Here is a 23,550-nt window from a genome sequence, read left to right on the forward strand (position 1 = left end):
TGCCATTATTTTATCAAACTAGCAGAATCCCAGGTGAACTTTCGTATCTTCCATCCGAGCTTGCCTGTCAGTACGAAATCTATTCCCCATTGCCGGCACCACACCAATCCACTTTCTGGACCTAGGCCAATACAAAATAACTCCATATAAGACTGGTGTAATGGCGCAGGACGATGGGCAATGTCTGCTGCTATGATTTTGGCTAGCCGATTTGCTTGTGGAATAGCTTCCTTGCATGTCATACGATCTGGACTACCATTCTTCGGATCAACGATATGCGCACAATCACCGATACTATATACTCCCGGGAGGCCATGAACTCGATAGCTTGCATCTACGATGACTTTCCCTTCTTCAGTTACGGGTAAACCAAGTGAACGAAGGACTGGATTAGGCTGAAGTCCCAGTGTCCAAATACATAAGCCAACTGGCAGCGGATCACAGCCATCAAGGTGCAGCATACCATCCCTTGCATGACTTGCTCGACTGTGGTGAATTACAGCAACACCTAACTCGTTCAGTGCAGCTTCCAACTTGGCAGCTACCTTCAAGGGGCCTTCGGTGAATAACCGCTCCTGCGCATTTATTAAAGAAACTCGAACGTCATTCGCAGCTAATCCGAGCTCAATAGCCTCCATCCGCATTGCGTAAGCTAATTCGGCAGCAGTCTCAATGCCACTAATTCCTGCTCCTACTACAGCAACCGACATGAGACGCTTGCGTTCGAGCTGATCTTGTATTCCTGCTGCCTTCTGTATATTGCTTCGCCATTGCTGTTGGATCTGCAATGCTGCATGTTCATGAGTAAGTGCAATTCCTCCTTGTTCTTCAACCGGTTTACGAATAGTACTCCCAAGAGCAACAATGAGAAAGTCATAGGAGATACGATGTAATTGGCCATCCCGGCCTTCGTATAGTACATGCTTGTTGGCTCCTTGTATGGAAGTAACACTCCCTTGAATGAATGTAACTCTGCTCGGCAATACATCCGACCATGGAACCGTAATGGTCGAGTCTGTGGCGGTAGGCTTGAAAAGGAGTACTTTACGCAAATGATGTGCTTGCTGGTCAATAAGAAAAATATGAAGGGAGGAGTCTTTCATGCCCTTCATACTACTTGACATCGCGTGTGCAGCATTTAATCCGGCATAGCCGCCTCCAATAATGATGCATGTCTGTTCTCTCATGTGCTTCTCTCCTTAAGATCGATTTGCACATAGAACGACATAGCACAGCTGTTTGTGACAGAAGAAAATGGATTTGTTTTGTTTCTATCGAATTTGGGATATAGCCGTGAGCATTATAGGGATTCGCGGATAGACTGATGCTGAGATGACTGATATATACAAGGAGGCACTTATGTAGTCCTGATGATAACCCCCTGTGTAAATTTCTAACATGATTTGGAACACAGGGGGCTCCCTATCTCGCTATCATTCTGCAAATTTCTACTTGCGGTATCTTATAACGATAAGGAAAGCTGCGCTTATCCAATAGAAAAGTGCACTTAGAACAATCAATGTTAGTTGCCCTTCCTTAATAAGGGGTGAGATGAGGACAAACAGGATACAAGAAAACAATATGAGATCCCATCCTACCCACTTAATTGTGAATAAGGTTACGTTAGCATTCCGAAGCGCATGCAAATTCCAAAGAACGGCTACCGTTTCCATAAGAAGAATTCCAATCGCAGCTCCTCTGTACCCAAACCCTGGAATTGCAACAATAAAGAATTGAAGCAAGACGGATAGGCCGATTCCCAGTGCAAGTCCCGTTAATGGAGTCCGCTTGCGCTCTTGGGCCCACAGGATACTCGTGGTAAGTTCACGCAACCCAACAATAAGAGGGATTGCACATAGGTATCGAATAGGCTCAGCTGCAGCTTCCACGCCGAATAGGAGTATTGCCGCTTCCTTCGCATACAGGAAAATAAAAAGTCCGCTAATGATTCCCCATGTCCAGACAAATCGGAGAATTCGTTCGATATCTCGCCCGCTCTCCATGCCTGCTTCGTGTTTAGCTGCTATCTTCATCGTTACCGTATAAGAGACAGATGCCGTTATCATCGTCGGCATATAGACGATGACAGCAGCCATTCCTGTAATAATGCCATACATTGCGATTGAATCTGATATAGAATACCCTGCAGCCTGCAATCTGTTCGGAATAAGGATGGAGTCAATGAAGTCTGAAAGTGGTACAAGCATTCGCGTGCAACCGATAACGAAGGAGGATCTTAGAAAAAGGCCTAACCCTTCTTTGCTCAATGGGGAATATGTGATCATTATCGCCGCACGCCGTGTGGAAGATGCATATATCGTCAAAAACAAAAACGCAGCAATAGCTGCAATTGTCGTGCCATACAACCCGTAACCTATGGCTCGACCTACTCCTTGAGCCGCGTACAGGCTTACGAAAGTAATCAGTACCGTAATCCGCACTGCTTGCTCCGTTAATTCGGACAAGGAAATCGCTTCGTAGCTGCGGATTCCCTGCATATAACCGCGTGCTAATTGGAGAAGTGGTACAGCGATTAATGCCGGGGCTAGGGCTCGCAGCGCCCATGCAAGTTCAATATCTCCAATTAGCACAGCAATGTTGTTCGCATAGTATTGTGTCCAAAATGCGAGACCCATCCCAATCAATGCAGTATAAACGGATAAAAGCTGGAATACCCTCCAACCTCGATCAGTCTGCTTCGCTGTGAATAAGGCGAGCGTAGTAGGCAACCCTCCGGAAATAACCATCAAGGCCATGCCAAAGAAGGAATAGGCAATCTGGTATAACCCAATGCCTTCTGCACCGAGCATTCTTGTTATGGCTACTCTGCCTGCAAGGCCTATTCCTTTACCAATGACGAGAACTGCACTTCGAAGTGCAGTTTGCTTTACGAGTGATGACAACAACATTCGTTCACCTTCCGACCACTCCTTCTTGTCCTCATCATTGTATGATCGGAGTGGACGAGGTATGTGCCGAAGTGTTGACCAGTACTGCCAAGCTAATCACGGATATGGATGAGCCAGTACATCGTATATTTATCCCAGCCTAGGTCAAAAGGCACTCGGTAACGATCGGCAGTGTGTGAATTCACGAGTGGATAACCTTGAGCATCAAAGCCAACTACAATCGAAAAATGATCGATATCGCCATTAAGCTCGTACCCAATCAGGTCTCCCGCCTTAAGACCAGCCCAAGCGCCATTTGGATGCTGATTGCTGGTCTGGACAATTGTAGTGTAGGTTCCTTTTTTGATGACTTTGCCGTACCCGCTATATATGAGGAAGTTTTTGAAAGCATCGGTCTGTACCCATGCTTTACTGCCGCCTGAGCGATAGTGATGCCATCCACCCTTCATGCGCAATCCACCGCCTTCTTGATCGCCAATACATTGGGAAGCAAAATTGGTACAATCCCCTCCTTGCCCGGTATAATCCCGATATCTAGGATTGTAGCGATGATTGTTACCAGCCCCCCAAGCTATTCCTGCGTATTTATTCGCATAATCAATAGCCTTATCACGGTTGTAGCGAGTTGAAGTTGAATGTAGACCCGATGCTTGGTTTGTCTTGGCATTAACCCGATTAGACGCTGAATTGCGCGGTAACTCGGTTAATTTCGGGATTAGATCAGGATTCTCTTCCAGAGGGTCTAAATACCATTCTCGCAGTACCTTCCACGATCCATTCTTCCTTATCAGGGTAAGCGCATGCCGCGTACCTATCCCGAAGTGCTCGACTTGACTTGACGGTTGATTGTACGTATATCCGAGACGCAATGAATCTACAGCGGAGACAAATACCTGATCATTACGTTTTTTCGCCCGAATTACTCTTGGGCTGCTAGCAGCATCCGCCAATTGAAGTTGCCTATGCTTCACCCACATTTGTACATATTGTGCACGCATCTGTTCATGCTTCATCGCCCTCATGCTTGATGCGCGTTCAGGCATATAAAAATCGCGGAGCAGCCCATCTTCCTGACGAAGTAAATATTTGGCTCGATTCGCAAATAATTGCTGAATAAATGTTGTAAGCTCATTATCTACTGTTTGCTGTTCTGCGGAGAATGCGTATTGCGGTATGGAGGATACAGCAACACAAACGATAACGAATATAGGGATAACAAACCATCTATACATGTTAACGACAAACTCCTCCCTCTTTTTCCTTTTGTCACTTCGACCACATAAACTTCGCACCCTGCTCGTGAAATACATAAATACAGCACCCTTTTACTATGCCCTGCATCGAATAACTGATTCTGCTAAAAAATAATAAGCATGGTTTGTACGTTTTCGATGAACAATGATAAGCAAGGATATCATTGAAGCAAGCAAGAAAGCAGGTGCTGATGTGAAAGATGTAAATAAACGCTTGTCATGCCGGATTGCCCTTAGCCTTATAGTGGCATTCCTTAGCTTGCCGTTATTCCCTGTTGACGTACAATCCTTATCCGATCGGCAGCACGGAGAAAAAACGGCAATGATCATTATTGATGATTTCGGGAATAACGCCAAGGGTACTACAGAGATTATGGAGCTGCCCTATAAAGTAACTGTCGCTGTTATGCCCTTCATGCCAAGTACAGAAAGAGACGCGAAGCGTGCGCATGCTGCTGGTCATGATGTTATCGTTCATATGCCGATGGAAGCATTGTCAGGCAAGAAACATTGGCTTGGGCCTGGAGCAATAACAACGGATCTGAGCGATGCTGAAATTCAGAAACGGGTACATGCAGCTATCGATAATGTCCCCCACGCCATAGGCATGAACAATCATATGGGTTCTAAGGCAACTGTTGATGAGCGTGTTATGCGAAATGTGTTGAAAGTATGCAAAGAACGTGGGCTTTTCTTCGTGGACAGCCATACTAATTTTCGCAGCATTGTTGGCAAGATCGCAAACGAGGTGCAGGTTCCCAGCTTAGAGAATCACATCTTCCTAGATGATGTACATACGAAGGCGGCTGTTCATAAGCAGTTCATGCTAATGCGCGAGCATTTCCGCCGTCATGATGTATGTATTGCAATTGGCCATGTCGGTGCTGGCGGGAGAATTACAGCTGAGGTTCTTAAAGATCAGATGGTCAAAATGAACCAAGAAAATATCCAGTTCAAAAAAGTAGCCTCTGTATTAAAGAGTAATGCACCGCGGAAATAACAAGTGTGTTAACCCAAGAATAGGGCGATTTCCAACATGCAGAATAGACGAAGAGGATGTCCGAATGGACATCCTCCTCCTCTTTATCTCGTAAACTTAACCAATAATGCTGCGAATGAACATTTCCAACGCTGTCTTATCAGTAATGTTCTGATTGCAGGTATGGCTGTTCACGCACATATAATTACCAATGGCCTTGTAATAATCAGGCGTAGCATTCGCTGGTTTGGTTTTCGTTTCTGCTGTAAATAAGGCCACTTCTTCCTGTCGATTGCATAGGAAGCACGTACCCTTCTTCTTTGCTTGGGTGAATTTCCCCTCAATACCGACAAGTCGTCCGTCTAACTGATAGATCAGATACATGCGATTCGTTCCAATGTCCGTCCATCCAAGATACGTCGTATGCCGGAGATCCAGTCCCTCCATATTCGGAAGCTTCAGCTTCTTACTCTTCGGATAGAGCTTCTTCAGCTGCTTGTCAGTTACCTGTTCGAACTCAATCAGGTAAGGTTCAAGAGAAAGCAGAAATTGAGAGAATTCTTCCGTTTTGTCGAGTGTCGTAATCCGCTCAAGCAGACGAAGCTGCTGCTCTTCTGCACTCTGGAACGCCTCTGTAATCTTGGTGAACGCGCTGTATCGTACTGTATCAACAATCTTGTGATCCGCTACTGTCTGACAAGTATGTTGAAGCAAAGTCGCTTGCTTTTTAATCAAATTATATTGGTGGTTTCTAATAAATGGTGTTGTCATGCTTTACAGCTCCTTATTTTGAATAGTTAAAGAAATAAGGTGCAAAGCCCATTATTAGAAACGATATAAGCGATCTTGGGCGACAATCATTCCTTCGTATTGTCCAGCCCCATGCAAAGTATCGCCCCTAAATCAGGCTTTGCATGAGTCGTTGCTGATTCTGGCAAAGTTTTTTGCCATCCCTTGCCACCTCCCCTGTTACTTAATAGTATAAAGAAAACCGATAGTTGTTGCAACTCATCTCTTTCCGTCGAACAAAAAACAGGTAGCGCTACAGCATGGGCTCCCCATATCTCACAAGTACATGCCACAGCAATTTCAACTCCTGAAGTACTTCCTTATCGCTGCCACGATCCATCCATTTAGTCGGGTCGCTCCTTAATTCCATGACTGCATCGCCTATCACGCTGGCATCTACCCTGCCCTCACGAGCAATGCGCATTGCTAATGATGGCATTGCCGATCCTCTAAAGTCACTAGGCACCTCATGTGCCAACAACGAGAATCCCCTATGCCAGTAAAGCGCAATTGCATACTTACGGCATATTTCCTCCAGTGTCCTGCCGATGTGGGTATGTATGTAGGAGGGATCAGCGACTAGTATATCAACGTCATCCTGTAGTGAAAGGTCGCCATGAATCTGCGCTTCAATATATTCATCCAGATTGCGACTCGGTTCTCTGCAGCAAGGATTGGGAAATGAACATGCCAGCCTGCATCGTAATTGATTAATTAGTTTGCTTGGACTAAGATTTTTGTCCCCAATGGCACAGTTATTGTGATATGCATCTGTTAAGAGAGCCGCCAATATATCATCAAGCTCGTCATAGGTTCCCATTTCCAACGGATCTAGATGGGAATCCATATATGTGAAGGTACACCGCGTTGATACTTTGGGTGACAAGAGGAAATAACACGAGCCAAATCGAGGAGCGGGCCCGTCAGAATGAAGCATAAGGTTAAGCGCCCCATATTTGGGACGCTCGCTATTGCTCGTGCCTTCGCACTGATAGGCGCCGCCAAACAACTTTTTCTCCCAAAGATCGCGTTCACCTCCAGGATAAGCAGATACACTTCCATTGGATAGAAGCGTTTCAAATTGGCTTTTGTACAATCCTTGTACCAAAAGAGCTTCAGCAACACTTTTCATGTTCAGGTCAGGTCTGTCCGGGTGGAAGTGTAGGGCAACTCTAGCATATGACTTTATCATTCGTACAGCTTGGTCATATTCGGATTGTGAAATGGCGGCACCTTGTAATATGCTCGCTATCGTATGCTGTGCGTTCATTTTTCGGCCTCTCGCATAGGTAGCCACAAAATGCAGCGCGGCTCGCTGCGAATTCGATAATTCTGCAGCCATTCGCTCCCCTCCTTATTAAGTTCCATATCATCATCTCACAATACTAATTAATCCTATTACCTGGCACATGATATGCATCAAGTAAAGTCCTAAATTCGCTGCAACTTCAACCTGTGGATAAAATCCTTTTGTTTAATCCAAATTATCATTAACTACGTTAAGGGGAAATTAGACCATATGAAACTAAAAATGCTGATATTATTCGTATGGAGTATGTTAGATCCGTTATATTTTTCGTTAACCCGACTGACCTTTCCTGAGCAATCACGTTCGAATATCTTCAGGGTAAGATTACTCCGGTATCGAGGCAAGACAATCATACTGTCTGATGGGACACGCATCGAACATAGCGATCTATTGGTAAAAATACATCTTCATAATGTTCGTTTACTTACGGAAATTTTTTATATGGAGAATGGTGTAAAGAAGGGGCGAATTATTTATCGCACGGTAGAGCAGTCCTTGCCTGGGGTGTGTCGGCACATTCAAGCCCATCCAAAATTCCGTGAAATTAAGGCCATTATCGGTATTACGATGCTGCATCGAGGATGCACGCATTTGGGATTCGATATCGTACAGATCCATAATCCGTTATATCGTGCTTTTAAATGGATCGGCCAAATGCCTATTCATTTTTTGTCCGTATCCAATCCGCTTAAGACCTGTACAAAGCAAAATCCTAGATTTTTACTGATGTCTACAGACTTGTTAATGGATAAATACGGAAGTGTATGACAATAAAGAAAGGGAGAGTTTTGGGAATTTATATTATTTTGGATGGAGACGAGATAACATAATATGATGAAATGTCATATGACATTTCGTCACTATGCCGGATGACAAATGAACGAGTATATTCACCTTGAGCCATCTGTTAGGTGTGCTACACATTGGAGTAAAGGGTGATTGTATTTGCTCAAGAACAGTGTCATCATGTTGATTGTGATCGTTCTATCGGGAATGCTGGCTCGGCCTGCCTTTTCTTTAATAGAACCACCAAATCCAAGTAATAAGAATCGTTTAATGGTGCAGGACGTCATCATAGTGGATGTGAAGACAGGCAAGCTTAAACCAAATCAGTCGGTAGTCATTCAGGGCAACCAAATTACAGCAATACGACTGACGTTGATGTTCCTGACGATGCCCATGTGATCAAAGCTAATGGGAAATATCTTATCCCTGGTTTATGGGATATGCACGTCCACATGGAAAATTACATGGATAGTGCAGTCCCCCACTTGTTAGCAAACGGAGTGACAGGTGTTAGGGAGATGGGCTCCAGCCTCCACCATGTTCAAGAGACGCGCAGCATTAATAATCAGGAAAAGTTGACTCCGCGCATTGTACAATCCGGTAAAGTTATTAATCAATTTCCAAATAATGAGGTACCTTCGCATCACTATAATTTAAAAAATGAAGCAGCGGTTCGCAAAGCTGTACAACAGTTGAAAACATATCAGGTCGATCAAATTAAAATGTACTCCCTCATGCCTAAAGACCTGTATGCTGTGGCTATGGAGGAAGCGAGGAAGCTACAGCTTCCGGTAAGTGGCCATTTACCATTTACTGTACGCGCAGATGAAGCTTCTAACGACGGTATGAGAAGCTTCGAGCATTTGCATGGGATGCATATTGCTACAGCATCAAAAAAATCAGGTATTTTCAACAGCCTTGTTAAGGATACAGAAGCGGGTATTATTAACAAGGATCAGTTGTTGTATCTCGAATACGAAAATAAAGCTGCAAAGCATTATGATGCAAATGAAGCCGGAAAGTTGTTTGAGATCTTTAAACGGAACGAAACTTGGCAGGTTCCTACACTTGTAACGATGACGAGCTTAAATAAGCAGGTACCTGATGAAAGAGTGCGCTTCTTAGAACCTGCTGTTCAGAAGAAGTGGGCAGCATTAATAGAAAATTGGCACAAGGATAAAAGAGGGGCTGCTATCCATCAGGAGCTGGAACAGAACAATTTGCAATTAGTTCGCAAAATGAATGAAGCTGGGGTACCGATTATGGCTGGCACTGATTCTACTTACTTGATGCCAAATCTATATTACGGCTTTAGCCTGCATGAAGAACTTCAACTGCTAGTCAAAGCAGGACTAAGTCCGCTGCAAGCCCTTCAGGCTGCCACGATTAATCCGGCTCGCTATTTAGAAAATGAGGATAAGCAGGGCACGGTAGAGGTAGGAAAGCTAGCCGATCTCGTCCTGCTAGACGCGAATCCGCTCGCAGATATCCGCAACACAACCCAAATCCATGCGGTCATCATGAATGGGCATCTAATCGATCGGACAGAGATTCTCAAAAAGCTAAAAACATACCCGATTATTAAGGAGTTCTCTCGCAAGCAGAAGTAAACTGTGGTAAGAGATACGTCACGTACAACTATCGCTATGTTCAACTTGTAGAGCCTGAACCTACAAGGATTCAGGCTCTACAAGTTGTTTTTTGTGGATTCATTACCCAAACCAATTTACACTTTTACATGATTTAATCCCGGAGCGTTTGTTCCTGGATCCCAGAACACGGTGGCGTAATTCCGTTTTCACATCATCCTCCCGGATACTTCGGTTCCAGCTTCACATGAAGGACGTGCACGCCGTTTTCACTGCTTTCCTTCTGTTCTACTACATATCCTTCGCCATCGACGCGTACCTTCCATCCGAGAAGCGAAGTAATTTCCATCACTTCACGCAGCGATTTGTCCTTAAAGTCCGGAAGTAGCAGCTTCTCAGGGTCATCCGTAAGCAAATATATGCGCTGTCTGACAGCCATCGGATCACCCGGCTTTGGATATTGGCGTTTCACTGTATCTCCTGCGCCAATCGTATCGAATACCATACCTTGTTCTGCAAGCTGCTGCTTCGCATCGCGCACCTTCATGTTTTGCATATCGGGTGTCGGTACGGTCGGCCGCGAGCCGAGCTTGTTACCACTAAACTTCGGATTCGACTGCAAAGAGGAGGGTACCCCCATGTAGCGCAAGGATTGGGATACAATATCCTTAAACATATAAGGAGCGACGAAGCCGCCGCCTTGGTAAAAATCTTTGGGATCATCGACCACGACGAGCAGAACAATCCGCGGATCCTCTACGGGTGCGAAGCCGATAAACGATACGACCGCGCGGTCATTATTATACTCCCCGTTAATAACCTTGATCGCGGTACCCGTCTTGCCTGCGACGCGATATCCGTCGATATAGGCATGTCTACCTGTACCGATCTCTTGATCGGCAACCACCTGCTCTAAATATTCACTTACTTGTTTGGCTACATTTTGATCGATAACCTCGCGCACGATTTCCGGCTTGCGCTCCGACACCTCACCGCTTACGGTATCTTCGATTTTACGAATAAGATGCGGCTTCATCAGATTTCCGCCATTCGCCACTGCAGATACGGCCATAACCTGCTGGATCGGCGTCACCAGCACCTGCCCGTGGCCGTATGAAGCAGCGACCACATCTGCCGCATATTCAAAGCGAATCAGTCCGCTGTTCTCACCAAGCATTTCAATCTCAGTCTTCTTGCCGAAGCCGAATTTCTCGATGTACGATTTCAATTTCTCTTCCTTCAATTTCTCGTAGCCTAGCTTGACGAATGCCACGTTGCTGGATCGCTTCAAACCCTCTAAATAAGTGATCGTTCCCCATGTCTGATTCACGTCGCCAATGGGTACTCCGCCGGCTATGATTTTGCCAGACACGAACTTTTCATCCGGATTGAAGATGCCCTCCTGTACGGCTGCCGACAGCGTCACGATTTTGAACGTCGACCCAGGCTCATAACGCGATTGGACTGCATGGTTATAAAAAGCGGATAGGTCCTTGGCTTTCCAATAGGAATTCGGATCAAAATCCGGCATATTGGCCAGTCCCAGGATGTCGCCCGTTTTCGGATCGGCCGCGATGACTGTCATGCTTTTGGGCGTATATTTGTTATACACCTCGCGCATCGAATTCACGATATATTGCTGGATCGTGCTATCTATCGTCAAGTAGATGTTGCTGCCGTCCCGGGAAGGCTGAAATACTTCCGATGCTGTGGGAAGCTTATTTCCTAACCGATCCTTCTCATATTGTAGGAAACCGACAGTGCCTCGAAGCTGTTCATCGTACATTTTCTCAATCCCGCCGATGGGATTGTTCTGCTTATCCATATATCCAAGAACGTGTGAGGCCAGCGCATTCTTCGCATAGAACCGCTTGACCTCGGGCAGCAGGTAAAGTCCGACGTCGCGCAATTTCGTCATATCTTTTAATTCCTCGATAAATTCGCGCAATTTCTTGGCTGTTTCGTCGTCCAACTTCCATCCTTCATTGCGCACCTCGACCTGAGGATAATATTCGTCTTTGCCGTCCTTTGTTCTCATTTTTCGTGTAAGCTCAAAGAGTTCATTCTCAGGCTTTTTCAGTACGGCATGCAACTTGTCTACGATGATGCGCTCCATATCAATCCGTTTCTCGATCAGATCCCCCTTCTTGCGGAGCTCCTGAATCACCTTGGGGCTTATCGCTACGGTATAAGTACGGGCATCCATGGCCAATACGTCGCCATTCTGATCATAGATCGTTCCCCTGATGGGAGTCAGCTCCTTCCTCACGGACCACGAATCTCTCGCTTGCTCCATCCAGAACGATTGATTGATAACCTGATACCAGAACAGCCGAATGAAAATGACCCCGAAAAAGATCGTAAAGATGGCTCCAATCAATAATGTGCGCAACTTTATTCGCTTGATCACCTTATCCCTCTTTCTAAAAGTAATTGCCATGATTATATAAACGTGGTACGTTTACGAGTTAGCAAGCGCAGCTCGGGCTTTCTATCAAATTAGATGTTTCAACACAGGAAACAGTTTCATTTTTTTTATGAAATTGTGCGCTGTGATGAAATATATTGGGTTAATGCTCACTGATACGCTATTATCTTGTATAGCATCAATTTCGCTATTAAACTTACAAAAGCAGGTGTTTACCATGTCTGAGGTAGTAATCGATCCGAAAATATGTCCCTTGTGCGGCAATGAGAACCACTGCGCATACCAGGCAGGCCGCCCCCATCAGGAATGCTGGTGTATGACTCTATCGGTGCCGAAAGCATTGCTGGAAAAGATTCCGTCAGAAATGCGCAGAAAGGCATGTGTCTGCGAGCATTGTGTCCGTGCATTTCTCCAATCAACGCAAATGAATGAGTGACATCAACCTTACGAGTAAAATTTGAACAAATATGCATACTACTCATGTCTGGAACACAGTGGAACGCACGATGTTGCCTTCCCATCATTGACAGGGTCTGGAGGTAGTATGCTATGGATTTCTCATTCATTGGGGAAGCAGTCATTGTTCTCAGCTTTGGCTATTGTCTGCTTCGCGTTCTCGGTAAAAAAACGGTCGGAGAAATGACAGGCGTTGAGATCATTACGCTGCTCGCGATGGCCTCCATGATTGGACATGCTGTCAAAGGGGACGGTCTATTGCGAACATTGATAACCTTATGCATCTTTGTCAGTCTTCTCCTCACTATTCAATTCCTTGCCATTAAGTTCAATTGGGTCGAGAAGTGGTTCGTGGGGAGATCAACGGTAGTAATTGAGGATGGGGTTATTGTTGAGAAGAGTCTCAAAAAGCTGCGGCTAACCGTCGATCAGCTAGAAGCAAAATTAAGAACAAAGGGAATTACTGCGTTGTCGGAAGTGAAAACGGCGACAATCGAGATGAGCGGTCATATCGGTTACGAGTTAGCACGACATGCTAAGCCTGTGACGATCGGAGAATTAGAAAGGATCATGAAAGCATGGAACAAGACTGTTCCGAAGCAGCCCCAGAAAGAAGAGAATTTATTCGATGAAGTTAAGCAGGATGGACACCGGAAAAAGATTGCTCCCCATTTGGAATGAAGCCAACTGGATTTACGCTATATGCAACCTACTATGTAAGGTACTCTCATACGACTGATGAAAATAACAAAAGGCCGACCCATAGGGTCGACCTTTTTACAAGCTGTTTAATCGCTGATTGAGGTTGTATTGGCTTCAGTCTGTTCTAGTTTTGCTGCAGCTTTGTTTCTTCTTCTCTTGCGAATAATCAAGAAGATAACCAAGATTGGAACAGCAATGAGGAAGATATACAGCGAGACGTGCTTAACCATTCCTTCCGCAGATCTACCATATAAATAAAACAGCAGACCTACTGCATAGAACTTAACTGCTCTTCCGATTGCTGCATATCCGATAAGTCTCCATAGCGGAAAATTCATGCAGCCGGATAGTATCGTAAATACTTTGAACGGAATTGGAGTAAAAGAGCCGATAAGAATCGTAGTTTCCCCATTTTTCTTAAACATTTGATTGGCGCCGTCAATCCATGATTTTTTAAGGATTTTCTCCAAGACGGAGTGGCCTAACAGCTTACCGATCATGTAGCCTACTGGTGTACCGAGCAGACATGCGATATATCCTGCTGTTGCTAGCCATAAGGCATTGGATGGATCCAGTAAGCTTAATGGCACCTGCAAGAAGAAGGCTGGTACAGGAAAAATAACTGCATCTGCGAAAGCGTGGATGACTAGCCCCCAAATCCCGTAGTCCATTAGAAAATCAATGATGTTTTGAAACATAATCTACTCCTATCCGGAAAAATTCTTTCTATAAATTGATTGGTAAATCTCATTTTACCTTATTTCGTGTTGCGAATGATTACACTTTGGTAATGTTGACATTTGCTGTTTGGAAGCAGCTACTGAAGAAATGTACTCATTCCACTCTCAGGTATAGACGTTTTTTTGTTGCCGCGTCCCTTCACACGAAATGGTGGGATCTCAATATTCGTTTCATTGGCCAATGCGCTAGGTAATATCCCCTGCTGTTGTTAGTACGGGGCTAAAGTCCTATCGTTTCAGGTAAAATAAGCATACTGATTTTTCATGCAACTTACCAATGTTATTTTTATTCCAACCATCAGCTGAATCTCGCCTTCCTCTCATTCCAAAGGTTTGCAATGACAATTATCCTACTACGTTTATATGTCTTTTTCTATTTTAACATGTCACTCAAGAATTTTGGCAGAAAATGACGAAGACCGCTCCATGGGCGTAAGCGTTCATTCAATTGTGTTTATAGATAATAATCGCTTGAAAAATGTCATTGATGCCGATTCCAAAGGGGCAAAACAAAGTGTGATTTTCATCACGCATTGTTATTGTTTCTGATATTGTTCGAAATAGTGAACCAAATTTTCCTGAGCTGTGTTTATATCACTGAAGCTGGCACAAAGGGATCCCAATCGATAGCGTCCGGTCTTCACAAAAAAATAAAACTTGTATAAATGAGAGGAGTATTATTCACATGAAATACGTAAAGAAGGCAGCCGTTGTCGCAACGGGTATCGCGTTGTTGTTTGGCACCGCAAATATGACGGAGGCATTTGCAAACCAAACAAACTCCGTACAGGAGTTGGAATCGAAAACGCCGGCGGTTGGTAAGGAAGCTGTTGAAGCGGCAAAAGCCGAACTCTCCCAGAAAGTAAATGGGGAGATTGGAAAGAATACAGGGGATACGTACCTCTTGTACGTAAGTGACCCAAGTCTCAATGGCGGATCTGCATTCTTGTATTATCTGGATATGTTCAAATTCACAAATTATGATGATTATTTAAACCAGGCAGGCAAACTGCAGGGTCCTGTGCTTCAAAAGCCGGAAGGTCTGCCTGAAGGTTATAAATTTGAGAATGGAAACATCCAACCCCCGATTGCAAAGCATCATAAGGAGTTTCAAAGAGAAGTGAAAGCGGAAGCGGAAGCTCAAGGAAAAGGCGTCTATTACAAAAAATTCGACTGGAACGAAATGGGCGAAATCAATCTTACATTCGTAAACGGAAAAGACAATTTAGAAATGCAAGTAGCGCACAGTCTTGGCAGAAAAACGGCAAACAACGGATACCGGTACATTAAATCAACTGAAGTCGATGCCGAACAAGGCAAGAAGATACCTGGCTTGGTTCGAAACAAGCTGATATGGTCAGATCAGGATCATATTTATAGCATCACAACCAATCCGGGCAACCCGCTCACCAAAGAAGATTTGATAAAGTTTGCTGAAACGGCTGTAAAGAAATAAGAAGGATTGTCCTAGCCTGGTGACGTAAGCAGGTATACAAGCAGGCGACCCAAGGAATAAATGCAGACAAACTTAACTCGGGTTCAAAAGAACGCCGGCCAGATCACATCATGGATCTGGCCGGCTTTTTTCGCATCCAATTGAAATGCATTGACTGCGTATATGTTATATGACACTACCCTAGCGCAGTTATATCTATATCGATAAATAGGTTCCTGTACAAGACGCTTCAGAGCTAACGATTTGCTCCGGTGTACCTGCCGCTATAACCTGACCTCCAGAGTTGCCTCCGCCTGGCCCCATATCAATGACCCAATCTGATGCCGCAATCAGATCGGTATTATGTTCGACCAAGATTACGGTATTTCCGGCATCTACAAGCTTATCCAATAATACATACAGCTTGTGTACATCGAGCGGATGCAAGCCTGAAGACGGTTCGTCCAACAGATACAGGGTGTGACCGTTAGCAGGTGCACTCAGTTCCCTAGCAAGCTTTAAGCGCTGCCCTTCCCCACCGGAAAGCGTTGTTACAGATTGTCCCCATTGGAGATAGCCAATACCAACATCACACAACAGCTTAAGCAGCTTCGCCATTTTTGGGTGGCCCTTAAATAGTGATAAACTCTCTTCAATACTGAGCTCTAAGATGTCAGCTATGGTGTAGTCTTCATACGTAACGGCCAGGACTTCCGGAATAAACCGCTTGCCATGACAAGCTGGACATTGCACACGCAGATGCGGGAGGAAGTGCATATCAACTTCAACGATTCCGAGTCCTTCGCACTGCTCACATCTTCCGCCCGGTGAATTGAAGGAAAAATATTTCTCGTTCAAGCCACGTGCCTTCGCTGCTGGAAGTGAGGCAAACACCTTGCGAAGCAAGGTATACAGGTCTGTATAAGTTGCCACACTCGAGCGCTGCATTCGTGATATGGGAGATTGATCTACAGTAATGATGCTGTTAACTTTATTCAGCCCTGTGACTTCCCGGCATCCTTCGACTCGGCCTCCAGTGCCGCTGGCATTTGCCAACAGATCGAATACGAGTGTCGACTTGCCAGAACCTGAGGCTCCAGATACCGAGATCAGACTGCCTAATGGGAATGACACGGATACCTGCTTCAAGTTATGAAGGGTTGCCTCATGAATGGAGATGACATCCCCATTGCCTTGTCGGCATTTGAATTGAAGACGTGATTGCGCTCTAACATAATGTCCAGTCACGGATGAAGTCTGTTCCATAAGTTGCTTAAGCGTACCTTGCCCAACAATCTCTCCTCCGAACCGACCTGACCCTGGACCGATATCGATGATGTGATCCGCCTGCTGCATCACACGTGTATCATGCTCGATCATAAGTACAGTATTACCCATATCGCGCAATTCCTTCATCACCTCGATCAGACCATCTGTATCCTTTGGATGAAGGCCGGTGGTCGGCTCATCAAGGACATACAGTACACCAGTTAACCCAGAGCCAAGGATCGATGCTAGCCGTAGTCGCTGCGCTTCTCCGCCTGATAATGTGATCATCTGTCTGTCGAGCGATAAGTAGCCAAGTCCTACAAGAATGACGCGCTTTATTTTACCAAGGAGTTCTTCGAGTACGGCTAGAAGGATCATATCGCCTTCCATTCGAGACTTCGCATGAACGGCAAGCAACCAATCATTCAGCTCTTCTAACGAGCATCTCGCCAGGCTAGGCAGGGTACGGCCTTCGACGGTAACTGTCCTGCTCTCGGGCTTCAGACGATCTCCCCTGCAATCGGGACATGATTGAGTCGTAAAATAAGCCGCCTCGCTTGACTGCCCATCCCGCTCCTTGTACTTCTGCCACATTGCAGTCAGTACACCTTTAAATCGGCCTTTGCCAACTGTTTTGGGCGGATCAATATTCGGGAAGTGACATGCAAATGCTTCGCTCTCCACCCCATGCTTCAATAATTCCCATTGTACAGGGCTAAAACTGTGCAGCGGCCCACTCATATCCAAGCCATAATGCTTCCCTGCCGCCTCAATAATGTTGGCTTGATAATCAGTTAGGGATTCGTACCAGAAGGTTACGGCTCCTTCACGAATCGTTTTCTCCTTGTTGAATACAGCCTCAACTTGAATATCGACTACGGTTCCTAAGCCACTGCATGTGGAACACGCACCGCTTGGTGTATTGAAAGAGAAATCCGCCTTCGTCAGTGGTGTATGTGGCTGTGAGCATGCTGGGCACTTTATTGACTCACCCGCAACGTCTACGGGAGAAGGAGTTATGCTCTCTCCACAGAACTTACATGTCCTAACTCCCTTTTTCTCATAAACTGTCCGCAAATACGTGTACATATCCGTAATCGTCCCAACAGTTGAGCGAGGATTGCGGTTCGTCACATGCTGTCCAATCGAGATTGACGGTGCAAGTCCAGTAATCGAATCGACATTAGGCTTGGCAATGGATTCGGCTGATATCCCACTAGACTCCACATACTGCCGCTGGCATTCCCGCTGCAATATGTCCATAGCAAGTGTTGATTTACCCGAGCCGGAAGGACCCGTAACCACGATAAGCTGATGCTTTGGAATGTCTAATGTCACATTTTTAAAATTATTTTCCCTTGCGCCTTGAATACGGATAACGTCTTTCATGCAGCACCCTCCATCGTTCTAAAGTGACGGTGAAATACGAGTTACATGATCCACTTTACAACATTCATGCAAGTGCTAAAGTTTTATAAAAAAATGTGTTGATAGACGCATATTTATCGTGCAATACTTTAGCACGGTGCTTTAAGGTTTTACTAGAAGATTTGATTTTATGGGAAACGATCTGATACAGTGAGGTCATTACTAGCTGAGGAGGAAAGACATGCAGTATTACAAACCTGTGGATATCGCAAGGGTACTTCATATCAGTACGAGTGCTCTGCGGCATTATGAATCATGGGGAGTGGTTCCTGCACCGGATCGGGAAGCGAATGGATACAGGTTGTACACCGACGTACATCTTGCTTATTTTCGATGTCTTCGTGCGATGTTCCCTGGCTTTGGGGTGGGGCTAACTTGTACAGTTCTCAAACATTTGCAGAAAGAAGAGGTGGACGAAGCCTTCTGGCTTGTCAATGAGGAACAGGCTAACTTGCATCAGGAGAAGGTTGTGGCGGATCAATTATTAACGGTATTGGAGCAGATTGACCTCCCGACTATAGGGAACAAGACCTTCAAGAGCCCAATGACTATCGGCGAAGCTGCTGAATATACAGGGGTTGCCGCATCCGCCATCCGGCACTGGGAGAAGGAAGGGTTAATCATCCCGGAACGCAATCCCGAGAACGGGTATCGGATGTTCAACGCGCTGCATATCCGCAAAATATTGCTGCTTCGCACCTTGCGCAGTACGTTATATTTTCTCAAAAGCATGAAAGAAATTGTAAATGCTCTTGACCATCACAGCATCGAGCAGGCCAAAAAAGTGACGGAAAATGCTATCCGCAGCCTCCATGATCGAAATCGCCAGCAATTCCGAGGAGTACATGAACTTGTTAAACTGTGCAAGGTGCTGCAGCTGATGTAAGTTATCTTAAAGTGACTGCAACTAAGTTGTCGCTTCTTCTGCATTCGTGTATACGTTACTGTACCTTTTTCACCATATGTTCATAATCTTCCCCTGCAATTGTTATGATCTTGCCATCTGCTGTATACCCTTGTGCTTCATACAATTGCTTCGCTCGCGTGTTCGCAACGTTCACTAACAGCGAGGCGATGCTGAACCCGAATTGAGCTGCTTCTAATTCGAACGCCTTCATGAGCTTCGTTCCGATCCCTAATCCACGCTGAGAAGAATCTACAGCCAATGAATCCAAGTAGTACTCTTCCCCTTCTGTTTCTTTGATAAGTTGAACAGGATTGCCTTGAAGAGTAGATAAACGTTCCTCCAATGGGCGATCCAATTCGACCAGCTTGTACCCCGCATAAGCCAATGCATAGCCGACAGGTACATCTTCTTGCAACCAGACCATACTGTTCTTCCAGCTCAAGCGGTTGTCGGGCTGCTTATAGAATTGCTCGAGTATGCGCATCGTCTCATCTCTGTTCGTAGTTCCAGATAGTTCATAGGCGATGGTGCCGATCGCCTCCATCATCAATGGGATAATGTACTTGCTGTCTTCTGGTGTAGCTTTGCGAATCATGAATGATACCTCCTGAAGAGTAATGACAGCTGATCATCCTCTAGTATTGCCCTCCTGAGGGATGAGAGTCATCTGTAATAGCTGTCATCTATTATTGTACACATGTCCAATGATGAATGGTCAATGATAAATAAGTTGTAATTATTTACATAATTGGTCAGGAGCAAATATGACCACTGTCAACCTGTTTGCGTAAATATTTTTTTCCTCGAAACAGTCTGGATTTCACCGTATTGATTTCAAGGGACAAGACATTCGATATTTCTGCAAGCGAATATTCCGATAAGTAACGCAGCCGGAACACATCTCGATATGCATCGGGCATATCATTCACGATGTTAATTACGTTGTGTTGAACTTCTTGTTCAAGAATTTGCTGTTCAGGTCCTTGAGCCTGATCCTGCAGGGTTTCGATTAATGCTTGTTCTTGATTGTCGTAGGCAATGTTCTCCGTAAAATGTACGGCAGGTTTACGACTACGCTGCCGTATGAGATCAATGCATAGATTTTTTACAATAAGCTTCATCCAGCTGCATATTTTGCAAGAGAAGTTGTACCGATGCAAATTTCGGAATATGCGAATATACGCCTCTTGTACAACATCCTCTGCGTCTTGTTGATTGCGGACATATCGATAAGCGTGCTGAACTAGCAAGCTACGATATTCGATATATAATTTCGTATATACGCGTTCATCTCCGGCGAGTACGAGTTGTTGAATCTGATCTATGCTGGTGTTCATTGTTCCTCCAAATATCCTTACCCCAACGCGCAAACGCAATATGTGTATACTTGCTTGGGTACGTTATCGTGCTCTATCGAACATACAATAACATAAACTTATGAAGATAATATGAAGTTCAGATGAAAAATAAATGATATTCCCCAAATCATTGTTACAAATTGTTGCTTTTCATGCTTGTTAGTGAAAACCTGTACGCCTGCACGAAAAAAAGCCGCATTACACTCCAATCCGTTGAAGTGTAACGCAGCTTCATTCATTTGCATATCATTTCATTATTCGATGTAGTCCTTCAAGCGTTTGCTGCGGCTCGGATGTCTTAACTTACGCAAAGCCTTCGCCTCGATTTGGCGAATCCGCTCACGCGTAACACCAAATACTTGGCCTACTTCTTCCAATGTCCGAGTACGACCATCATCGAGTCCGAAGCGCAAGCGAAGAACGTTCTCTTCACGTTCAGTGAGCGTATCAAGGACGTCACCAAGCTGTGTCTTCAAGGACTCATAAGCTGCTGATTCTACTGGAGATTGGGCGTCCTGATCCTCGATGAAGTCGCCAAGCTTGGTATCGTGCTCTTCCCCGATTGGTGTTTCCAGTGAGATTGGATCTTGAGAGATCTTCATAATCTCGCGAACCTTCTCTACACTCAATTCCATTTCCTTAGCAATCTCTTCTACCTCAGGCTCTCTTCCAAGCTCCTGCACCAGCTGTCTGGAGACACGAACAAGCTTATTGATCGTTTCAATCATATGAACAGGAATACGGATCGTTCTTGCCTGGTCAGCGATTGCGCGTGTAATTGCTTGTCGAATCCACCATGTGGCATAAGTACTGAATTTAAAGCCTTTTGTATAATCAAATTTATCTACAGCTTTAATCAGACCCATGTTGCCCTCTTGAATAAGATCTAAGAGTGACATGCCTCGCCCGGCATACCGTCTTGCAATGCTCACGACCAAGCGAAGGTTAGCTTCTGTAAGCATTTTCTTCGCTTCTTCATCGCCTTCTGCAATACGTTTAGCCAAAACTACTTCTTCTTCGGTGCTTAGAAGACCAACCCGGCCAATTCCCTTTAGATACATCCGCACAGAGTCATCTATCTTGACTCCTGGAGGTAGTAAATTAATATCTGCATCTGAATGAGTTTGCTCATTGTGTTCTTCGTTAGTCAAACTGTCGCCCCCCTAAAAGTATGCGTACGTATTCGAGCCGTTTTTTCCGGTATGTGAGTGAATTACTCATAATTGACAAAGAAAAAAGTCTATGATATGATTTATTTTAATTGCATGTAAAAATTAAGAGCACACACTATAGTAACATATACCTAGTAATTTTTCAATACTAATATTTGTATGTTGATCATACAATGAACCCCCCGGCATTCATGCCGGGGGGTTTTATGTTTCTCGTCTGTGAATTATGCTGCAAAGTGCTTATGATGGAGCTTTACGTTAATACGTGTCCGCCATCTACATGGATAACGGTACCGGTCACGAATGAATTCGTGAGTAGATACATCACGCTCTGCGCAGCATCTTCTGGAGTTCCTACACGCTGTACGGGAAGACGGCTTGCGATCGATTCATACAATTGCTGGCGTGCTTCTTCCGTCATCTTGCTTCGAGAAGGTGTATCCATGATTCCTGGTGATACAACGTTTACCCGAATTGGCGCAAGTTCCAACGCTAACGTCTTCCCCATATTGGATACAGCAGCATTGGCCGCGCCGAGAATAGATGAACCGATCATCGATTTATAGGCAACAACGCCGGAAAATAACACGATTGAGCCATTAGGAGACAGCTTTGGAGCGCCGTATTTGACTGCATAATATTGTCCCCAGAATTTATTCTCGAACAATTGTCTTGCCTGACTCGTATCCGTCTTCAGGAACGGGCCGCCAGACGTCTCTGCCGCACTTACGACAAGATGGTCAAATGATCCAATATTCTGAAAGAATTGCTCTACCTCATGTTCAATCGTGAGGTCAAGCTGTTGAACCGATGCTTTCATTCCAAGCTGTTCCTTGGCATGCTGCAGCTTGTTCTCGGAACGGCTTGCTATGACTACTTCAGCTCCATGAGCAATCGCTTGCTTAGCAGATTCAAGTCCGATGCCGGAGCTGCCACCGATAAATACAACCTTCTTATTGTGCAACATATTCATCTGTAAATACCTCCATTAAGTGCTGCTCAAGATTGGCAATATAGTGATCAATGTTCGGGTTCTTAATTACATCGTAGCAAGAAAAGCTTGGTAAAGGCTTCATACCGAGAAACTTGTGTATGCGATGAAGGTGACTTAGCACATTGTCCAAGCCCTCCCCTTCAAAGAATTGATCCTTTCTCTCAAATGCAGAGGATGGGGCGTTCCAAGTCGTGGAGAGCATGTATTTCTTGTCTGTCAGCAATCCACCTGCGCCATATTGTTCGGAACCAGTGAAGAATGTACCGTATGCATACACCTCATCCATATAGGTTTTCAGCAGACCTGGTACACTGAACCAATAGATTGGTGTCTGATAAATGACAACATCGGCCCAGTAAAATTTCTTCTGTTCTTCCTCGATGTTATAACCATTTTGGATAACTGTTGTATTGACATTATGGTGTGGACGTAACACACGAACCATGTTTTCCATTAAGGTGTTGTTCAGTTTCCCTTCAGAAGAACGGTATTGTTGATGACCGTTAATAATCAGAATATTTTTCATCAGATTCAGCTCCTTGAGTGTGAAGTATTGGCTGCAAGAACAGTATAATACTCAATAATTCCTTTAAGGAAGTACTGATATTTTATTCAGCTTATTTCCGTTAGGGAAGTATTGTGTTATGATGGGACGTAACATCTAAAAATTGTTGAGGAGGATCTTTCATGCTACATCCATCTGAACCTGTAACATTGACAAAAGGAACCCCTGGTCAAACCTGCCCCATCGCAAAAACGCTTGATATAATCGGTACGAAATGGACGTTTTTGATTATTCGTGACTTGTTGATCGAGGGAACAATGCGGTTTAGCGATTTATTGAAAGCAATGGATGGAATAAGTCCGAAGACACTCTCGCTTCGATTGAAGGAACTGGAGCAGCACGACATTGTGATGAGAAAAGTATACCCTGAGGTTCCTCCCCGCGTAGAGTATTCGCTAACAGAGAGAGGCAAACTACTGGAAGGGACATTCATTGAGCTGAAGAGATTCGGATTACAGTTATGAATGTAAATGAAGCCGGAG

General features: G+C 44.8%; 22 protein-coding genes. 9 read left to right on the top strand and 13 right to left on the bottom strand.

The window, feature by feature from the left end:
• Positions 1 to 5 precede the first annotated feature (5 nt).
• The 3 genes from BLS15_RS17645 to BLS15_RS17655 form a co-directional block, all read right to left on the bottom strand.
• A complete protein-coding gene (locus BLS15_RS17645; RefSeq protein WP_021256013.1) occupies positions 6 to 1,187 on the bottom strand; it encodes an NAD(P)/FAD-dependent oxidoreductase in 1,182 nt (393 codons plus the stop codon).
• 261 nt (positions 1,188 to 1,448) lie between these two features.
• Entirely contained in the window at positions 1,449 to 2,909 is a 1,461-nt protein-coding gene (locus BLS15_RS17650) for an oligosaccharide flippase family protein (protein ID WP_021256014.1), read from the bottom strand.
• A 92-nt stretch (positions 2,910 to 3,001) separates the two neighbouring features.
• Positions 3,002 to 4,141, bottom strand: a complete 1,140-nt coding sequence (locus BLS15_RS17655) for an amidase domain-containing protein (protein ID WP_028532747.1) — start codon at positions 4,139 to 4,141, stop codon at positions 3,002 to 3,004.
• A 214-nt stretch (positions 4,142 to 4,355) separates the two neighbouring features.
• Between BLS15_RS17655 and BLS15_RS17660 the strand changes: the two genes are divergently transcribed.
• Positions 4,356 to 5,162, top strand: a complete 807-nt coding sequence (locus BLS15_RS17660) for a divergent polysaccharide deacetylase family protein (RefSeq protein ID WP_368087128.1) — start codon at positions 4,356 to 4,358, stop codon at positions 5,160 to 5,162.
• Positions 5,163 to 5,258: 96 nt separating this feature from the next.
• Here BLS15_RS17660 and BLS15_RS17665 read toward each other — a convergent pair whose 3' ends face one another.
• Positions 5,259 to 5,912 carry a FusB/FusC family EF-G-binding protein gene (locus tag BLS15_RS17665; RefSeq protein WP_021256017.1) on the bottom strand — a complete coding sequence of 218 codons (654 nt, stop codon included), beginning with the start codon at positions 5,910 to 5,912 and terminating at the stop codon, positions 5,259 to 5,261.
• 271 nt (positions 5,913 to 6,183) lie between these two features.
• Positions 6,184 to 7,272 (bottom strand): DUF3626 domain-containing protein, encoded by a 1,089-nt coding sequence (locus BLS15_RS17670; protein WP_021256018.1) that lies wholly within the window; start codon positions 7,270 to 7,272, stop codon positions 6,184 to 6,186.
• A gap of 408 nt (positions 7,273 to 7,680) precedes the next feature.
• On the opposite strand from BLS15_RS17670, the gene BLS15_RS17675 reads away from it, so the two are divergent.
• The 3 genes from BLS15_RS17675 to BLS15_RS17685 all read left to right on the top strand — a co-directional run bounded on the left by BLS15_RS17675 (position 7,681) and on the right by BLS15_RS17685 (position 9,635).
• On the top strand, positions 7,681 to 8,007 hold the full coding sequence (locus BLS15_RS17675) for a YkoP family protein (protein WP_235075155.1): 327 nt from the start codon (positions 7,681 to 7,683) through the stop codon (positions 8,005 to 8,007).
• Positions 8,008 to 8,184: 177 nt separating this feature from the next.
• Positions 8,185 to 8,424, top strand: coding sequence for a hypothetical protein (locus tag BLS15_RS17680; protein WP_139170685.1), 240 nt, complete (start codon positions 8,185 to 8,187; stop codon positions 8,422 to 8,424).
• Positions 8,421 to 9,635 carry an amidohydrolase family protein gene (locus tag BLS15_RS17685; RefSeq protein ID WP_090513054.1) on the top strand — a complete coding sequence of 405 codons (1,215 nt, stop codon included), beginning with the start codon at positions 8,421 to 8,423 and terminating at the stop codon, positions 9,633 to 9,635. Before BLS15_RS17680 ends, BLS15_RS17685 begins: the two co-directional genes overlap by 4 nt.
• A 193-nt stretch (positions 9,636 to 9,828) precedes the next feature.
• Here the strand turns inward: BLS15_RS17685 and BLS15_RS17690 are convergent, their stop codons facing one another.
• On the bottom strand, positions 9,829 to 12,024 hold the full coding sequence (locus tag BLS15_RS17690; protein ID WP_175460796.1) for a penicillin-binding transpeptidase domain-containing protein: 2,196 nt from the start codon (positions 12,022 to 12,024) through the stop codon (positions 9,829 to 9,831).
• A gap of 235 nt (positions 12,025 to 12,259) precedes the next feature.
• On the opposite strand from BLS15_RS17690, the gene BLS15_RS17695 reads away from it, so the two are divergent.
• Both BLS15_RS17695 and BLS15_RS17700 read left to right on the top strand, forming a co-directional pair.
• Entirely contained in the window at positions 12,260 to 12,478 is a 219-nt protein-coding gene (locus tag BLS15_RS17695) for a cysteine-rich CWC family protein (RefSeq protein WP_081819907.1), read from the top strand.
• Positions 12,479 to 12,591: 113 nt separating this feature from the next.
• Positions 12,592 to 13,179 carry a DUF421 domain-containing protein gene (locus tag BLS15_RS17700; protein ID WP_021252384.1) on the top strand — a complete coding sequence of 196 codons (588 nt, stop codon included), beginning with the start codon at positions 12,592 to 12,594 and terminating at the stop codon, positions 13,177 to 13,179.
• Between the two features lie 107 nt (positions 13,180 to 13,286).
• Here BLS15_RS17700 and BLS15_RS17705 read toward each other — a convergent pair whose 3' ends face one another.
• On the bottom strand, positions 13,287 to 13,898 hold the full coding sequence (locus tag BLS15_RS17705; RefSeq protein WP_021252385.1) for a YqaA family protein: 612 nt from the start codon (positions 13,896 to 13,898) through the stop codon (positions 13,287 to 13,289).
• A 727-nt stretch (positions 13,899 to 14,625) separates the two neighbouring features.
• On the opposite strand from BLS15_RS17705, the gene BLS15_RS17710 reads away from it, so the two are divergent.
• The gene (locus BLS15_RS17710; RefSeq protein WP_090513063.1) at positions 14,626 to 15,396 is read left to right on the top strand and encodes a hypothetical protein; all 771 of its coding nucleotides are present in this window, start codon (positions 14,626 to 14,628) and stop codon (positions 15,394 to 15,396) included.
• Positions 15,397 to 15,591: 195 nt separating this feature from the next.
• On the opposite strand, the gene uvrA is transcribed toward BLS15_RS17710, so the two are convergent.
• Positions 15,592 to 18,033, bottom strand: a complete 2,442-nt coding sequence (uvrA, locus tag BLS15_RS17715) for an excinuclease ABC subunit UvrA (RefSeq protein ID WP_090513068.1) — start codon at positions 18,031 to 18,033, stop codon at positions 15,592 to 15,594.
• Between the two features lie 220 nt (positions 18,034 to 18,253).
• Here uvrA and BLS15_RS17720 point away from each other — a divergent pair, with 220 nt between their 5' ends.
• On the top strand, positions 18,254 to 18,958 hold the full coding sequence (locus tag BLS15_RS17720) for a MerR family DNA-binding transcriptional regulator (RefSeq protein WP_021252388.1): 705 nt from the start codon (positions 18,254 to 18,256) through the stop codon (positions 18,956 to 18,958).
• A gap of 55 nt (positions 18,959 to 19,013) precedes the next feature.
• Here BLS15_RS17720 and BLS15_RS17725 read toward each other — a convergent pair whose 3' ends face one another.
• The 5 genes from BLS15_RS17725 to BLS15_RS17745 form a co-directional block, all read right to left on the bottom strand.
• Positions 19,014 to 19,574, bottom strand: a complete 561-nt coding sequence (locus BLS15_RS17725; protein WP_021252389.1) for a GNAT family N-acetyltransferase — start codon at positions 19,572 to 19,574, stop codon at positions 19,014 to 19,016.
• A 157-nt stretch (positions 19,575 to 19,731) separates the two neighbouring features.
• The gene (locus BLS15_RS17730) at positions 19,732 to 20,316 is read right to left on the bottom strand and encodes an RNA polymerase sigma factor (protein ID WP_028532741.1); all 585 of its coding nucleotides are present in this window, start codon (positions 20,314 to 20,316) and stop codon (positions 19,732 to 19,734) included.
• A gap of 275 nt (positions 20,317 to 20,591) precedes the next feature.
• Positions 20,592 to 21,488 carry an RNA polymerase sigma factor RpoD gene (gene rpoD, locus BLS15_RS17735; RefSeq protein WP_021252391.1) on the bottom strand — a complete coding sequence of 299 codons (897 nt, stop codon included), beginning with the start codon at positions 21,486 to 21,488 and terminating at the stop codon, positions 20,592 to 20,594.
• A gap of 274 nt (positions 21,489 to 21,762) precedes the next feature.
• Positions 21,763 to 22,476 (bottom strand): SDR family oxidoreductase, encoded by a 714-nt coding sequence (locus BLS15_RS17740; protein ID WP_028532740.1) that lies wholly within the window; start codon positions 22,474 to 22,476, stop codon positions 21,763 to 21,765.
• Positions 22,463 to 23,029 (bottom strand): NAD(P)H-dependent oxidoreductase, encoded by a 567-nt coding sequence (locus BLS15_RS17745; protein WP_021252393.1) that lies wholly within the window; start codon positions 23,027 to 23,029, stop codon positions 22,463 to 22,465. The genes BLS15_RS17740 and BLS15_RS17745 overlap by 14 nt, the downstream gene beginning before the upstream one ends.
• Before the next feature lie 161 nt (positions 23,030 to 23,190).
• On the opposite strand from BLS15_RS17745, the gene BLS15_RS17750 reads away from it, so the two are divergent.
• Positions 23,191 to 23,532: a winged helix-turn-helix transcriptional regulator gene (locus tag BLS15_RS17750; protein WP_021252394.1), complete on the top strand. Its 342-nt coding sequence runs from the start codon at positions 23,191 to 23,193 to the stop codon at positions 23,530 to 23,532.
• The last annotated feature ends 18 nt before the right edge of the window (positions 23,533 to 23,550 follow it).

This window comes from Paenibacillus sp. cl6col, assembly GCF_900102125.1.
Taxonomy (GTDB): domain Bacteria; phylum Bacillota; class Bacilli; order Paenibacillales; family Paenibacillaceae; genus Paenibacillus_B; species Paenibacillus_B suaedae.

What these genes read in the sequence shown, in the direction of transcription:
- BLS15_RS17645 (WP_021256013.1), bottom strand. Translation starts at nt 1,187, where the DNA reads ATGAGAGAACAGACATGCATCATTATTGGAGGCGGCTATGCCGGATTA.
- BLS15_RS17650 (WP_021256014.1), bottom strand. Translation starts at nt 2,909, where the DNA reads ATGTTGTTGTCATCACTCGTAAAGCAAACTGCACTTCGAAGTGCAGTT.
- BLS15_RS17655 (WP_028532747.1), bottom strand. Translation starts at nt 4,141, where the DNA reads ATGTATAGATGGTTTGTTATCCCTATATTCGTTATCGTTTGTGTTGCT.
- BLS15_RS17665 (WP_021256017.1), bottom strand. Translation starts at nt 5,912, where the DNA reads ATGACAACACCATTTATTAGAAACCACCAATATAATTTGATTAAAAAG.
- BLS15_RS17670 (WP_021256018.1), bottom strand. Translation starts at nt 7,272, where the DNA reads ATGGCTGCAGAATTATCGAATTCGCAGCGAGCCGCGCTGCATTTTGTG.
- BLS15_RS17675 (WP_235075155.1), top strand. Translation starts at nt 7,681, where the DNA reads ATGGAGAATGGTGTAAAGAAGGGGCGAATTATTTATCGCACGGTAGAG.
- BLS15_RS17695 (WP_081819907.1), top strand. Translation starts at nt 12,260, where the DNA reads ATGTCTGAGGTAGTAATCGATCCGAAAATATGTCCCTTGTGCGGCAAT.
- BLS15_RS17700 (WP_021252384.1), top strand. Translation starts at nt 12,592, where the DNA reads ATGGATTTCTCATTCATTGGGGAAGCAGTCATTGTTCTCAGCTTTGGC.
- BLS15_RS17705 (WP_021252385.1), bottom strand. Translation starts at nt 13,898, where the DNA reads ATGTTTCAAAACATCATTGATTTTCTAATGGACTACGGGATTTGGGGG.
- BLS15_RS17710 (WP_090513063.1), top strand. Translation starts at nt 14,626, where the DNA reads ATGAAATACGTAAAGAAGGCAGCCGTTGTCGCAACGGGTATCGCGTTG.
- uvrA (WP_090513068.1), bottom strand. Translation starts at nt 18,033, where the DNA reads ATGAAAGACGTTATCCGTATTCAAGGCGCAAGGGAAAATAATTTTAAA.
- BLS15_RS17720 (WP_021252388.1), top strand. Translation starts at nt 18,254, where the DNA reads ATGCAGTATTACAAACCTGTGGATATCGCAAGGGTACTTCATATCAGT.
- BLS15_RS17725 (WP_021252389.1), bottom strand. Translation starts at nt 19,574, where the DNA reads ATGATTCGCAAAGCTACACCAGAAGACAGCAAGTACATTATCCCATTG.
- BLS15_RS17730 (WP_028532741.1), bottom strand. Translation starts at nt 20,316, where the DNA reads ATGAACACCAGCATAGATCAGATTCAACAACTCGTACTCGCCGGAGAT.
- BLS15_RS17740 (WP_028532740.1), bottom strand. Translation starts at nt 22,476, where the DNA reads ATGTTGCACAATAAGAAGGTTGTATTTATCGGTGGCAGCTCCGGCATC.
- BLS15_RS17745 (WP_021252393.1), bottom strand. Translation starts at nt 23,029, where the DNA reads ATGAAAAATATTCTGATTATTAACGGTCATCAACAATACCGTTCTTCT.
- BLS15_RS17750 (WP_021252394.1), top strand. Translation starts at nt 23,191, where the DNA reads ATGCTACATCCATCTGAACCTGTAACATTGACAAAAGGAACCCCTGGT.